Here is a 2578-nt window from a genome sequence, read left to right as displayed (position 1 = left end):
AGGCTCCGCAATCGCACCACCGCCTTCAGCCCACCCATGGCGGAACGCTCCAGCGCAAGTGCGCCGCCATATTCGTTGACGAGGTCGGCCACAATGGCGAGCCCCAGCCCGGTGCCGGGCTTGGTCTCGTCGAGCCGGCGGCCGCGCTTCAGCGCCTCGCGCGCGCTGTCCTCGGGAATGCCCGGACCGTCATCCTCGATAGCGATCTCGAACAGGTTTGCGCCGACGCCGTCCTTGCCCGAAACCGGCGCCACCGATACGGCGACGGCGCGCTTCGCCCATTTCATAGCGTTGTCGAGGAGGTTGCCCAGCAGCTCCTCCAGATCCTCGCGCTCGCCGCCAAAGATGATCTCGGTAGCCGGCAGCGACAGCGTGAGACTGGTTTCGGGCTTGAGCTTCTGCAGCACGCGGACCATGCGCTGCACCAGCGGCGCCACCGGCGTGCGGTAGACGACGCTGTCGCGCTGTGCGGCGACGCGCGCCCGCTGCAGATAGTGGTCGACCTGCTTCTGCATCGAGGCGGCCTGCTCGGCGATGAGCTGCCCCTTGGCGCCGCCCAGCGCTCGGCCCTCGTTGAGGAGCACCGCGAGCGGCGTCTTCAGCGAATGGGCAAGGTTGCCGACCTGCGTGCGCGAGCGCTCGACGATGCGCTTGTTGTTCTCGATCAGCGCGTTGGTCTCGTTGGCGAGCGGCTCGATCTCGGCCGGGAAGCGGCCATCGAGCCGCTGCGCAGTGCCTTCGCGCACCATGGCCAGCGCGTTGCGCACCCGGCGCAAGGGCTGCAGGCCGATCAGGATGGCGATGGCGTTGATGGCGATCATGCCGACGCCGAACAGCGACAGATAGGTGAGCAGCCGGCGCTGGAAGCTGGCGATCTCCTGCTCCAGTTCGGTATGGTTGCCCATAACGCGGAAGCGCGCGGCGCGGTTCTTGGCGTCGAGGACGAACTCGCTCTCGAACACTTCGAGCTCCTCGCCCTTGATGCCTTCGGTCGAGTAGCTGCGCTGGAAGTTCGCGTTGAACGGAACCTCGGCGACGGAAGGCGACAGGACGGACGTCGTCATTGAGGAGGAATGGATCTCGCCATGGACGCCCTCGGAGGCCGGCTCCACCGACCAGTACCAGCCGGAATTCGGCTCGGAAAAGCGCAGGTCGCCAAGATCCGGCGCGCCGGTGAGCGCCCCATTTTCGGAAATGCCGACCGAGCCGATCAGATTGAACAGATGCGCCGACAAGAGGCTGTCGAAACCGCGCTCGCTCGCCTGGCGGTAAAGCGTGGTGATGAGGGTGAAGATGACGACCAGGGTCAGGATCGCCCAGATGGTCGAGAAAGCAATGACGCGGAAAGCCAGCGAGCGCGGCCATAGCCGAGCCGAAAAAGGTTTCCTTGCGATTGTAGCGAGCGGTTCCGCCTTACGCCTCCGGCTCACGCATGCGGTAGCCCATGCCGCGCACGGTTTCGATCATGTCGATGCCCATTTTCTTGCGCAACCGGCCGACGAAGACCTCGATGGTGTTGGAATCGCGGTCGAAATCCTGGTCGTAAAGGTGTTCGACCAGCTCGGTGCGCGACACCACCTCGCCCATGTGGTGCATCAGGTAGGCAAGCAGGCGAAATTCGTGCGAGGTCAGCTTCAACGGCACGCCGTCGACATCGGCCTTCGAGGCCTTGGTGTCGAGGCGCAGCGGCCCGCAGGTCAGTTCCGACGAGGCATGGCCGGCGGCGCGCCGGATCAGCGCCCTGACCCGCGCCAGCACTTCCTCAATGTGGAAGGGCTTGGTGACATAGTCGTCGGCACCGGCGTCGATGCCGGCCACCTTGTCGCTCCAGCGGTCGCGCGCGGTGAGGATCAGCACCGGCATCTTGCGGCCGCCGCGGCGCCAGCGCTCGACCACGCTGATACCGTCCATTTGCGGCAGGCCGATATCGAGGACGACGGCGTCGTAGGGCTCGGTGTCGCCGAGGAAATGCCCTTCCTCGCCATCGAAGGCGCGGTCAACGACATAGCCGGCATCGATCAGCGCATCCGACACCTGTCGGTTGAGATCCTTGTCATCTTCGACGACGAGCACACGCATGCCGGAGTTCAAACCTCTTGACGTTCAGGGCAGATATACTGCGATTCCAACAGCTTGGGAAACTTCGATATCAATTCAGCGGAACGACGATCTCGGTGCGGCGCGGGCGCTGCCCATCCTTGCCGGGCACCAGCACAACGATGACGCAGACCGCCTGGCCGCCACGCGTCGCCTGCGAGGCCTTGGCCAGCGTGCCGCCATTCTGCGCCGCCACCTGCTGGCCGATCGCATAGCAGTCCGACGCCGCGACCACGAAGGGCTGCGTGTCGTCAGGCGCGATGGCCGGAGCCGACATCGCCTGCGACGCGAGCAGACCGGCTGCTGCGAGCGCCAGCATCGCGGTTCGGAGATGGGTGCGAAGCGTTTTCATGACAGGCGTTGTAACGCATCGGTGCTGAACGTGAAATGAACGGTAACCGCCTGAAAAACCATGCCTGCAAACACCCCCTGAGCCGCAAAGCCGAGCATTGCGATCTGCCGTTCCCCCCTCAGGCCCGGT

Annotated in this window: 3 protein-coding genes; all 3 read right to left on the bottom strand. The window is 65.1% G+C overall.

Annotated features, from left to right (window positions below):
* The coding region (locus EN781_RS30395; protein ID WP_127400628.1) for an ATP-binding protein at positions 1–1430 on the bottom strand (1430 nt) is incomplete at its 3' end.
* Positions 1414–2079 (bottom strand): response regulator transcription factor, encoded by a 666-nt coding sequence (locus tag EN781_RS30390; protein ID WP_126055766.1) that lies wholly within the window; start codon positions 2077–2079, stop codon positions 1414–1416. The genes EN781_RS30390 and EN781_RS30395, both read right to left, overlap by 17 nt.
* A gap of 70 nt (positions 2080–2149) precedes the next feature.
* A complete protein-coding gene (locus EN781_RS30385; RefSeq protein ID WP_126055767.1) occupies positions 2150–2449 on the bottom strand; it encodes a hypothetical protein in 300 nt (99 codons plus the stop codon).
* Positions 2450–2578 lie beyond the last annotated feature (129 nt).

The organism is Mesorhizobium sp. M4A.F.Ca.ET.090.04.2.1, from assembly GCF_003999085.1.
GTDB lineage: Bacteria > Pseudomonadota > Alphaproteobacteria > Rhizobiales > Rhizobiaceae > Mesorhizobium.
Note: the sequence above shows the minus strand (reverse complement) of the source record. Positions and strands in the feature narration are given on the sequence as shown.

Excerpts from the sequence above, each read along its gene's own strand:
- EN781_RS30390 (WP_126055766.1), bottom strand. The coding sequence starts at position 2,079 with ATGCGTGTGCTCGTCGTCGAAGATGACAAGGATCTCAACCGACAGGTG.
- EN781_RS30385 (WP_126055767.1), bottom strand. The coding sequence starts at position 2,449 with ATGAAAACGCTTCGCACCCATCTCCGAACCGCGATGCTGGCGCTCGCA.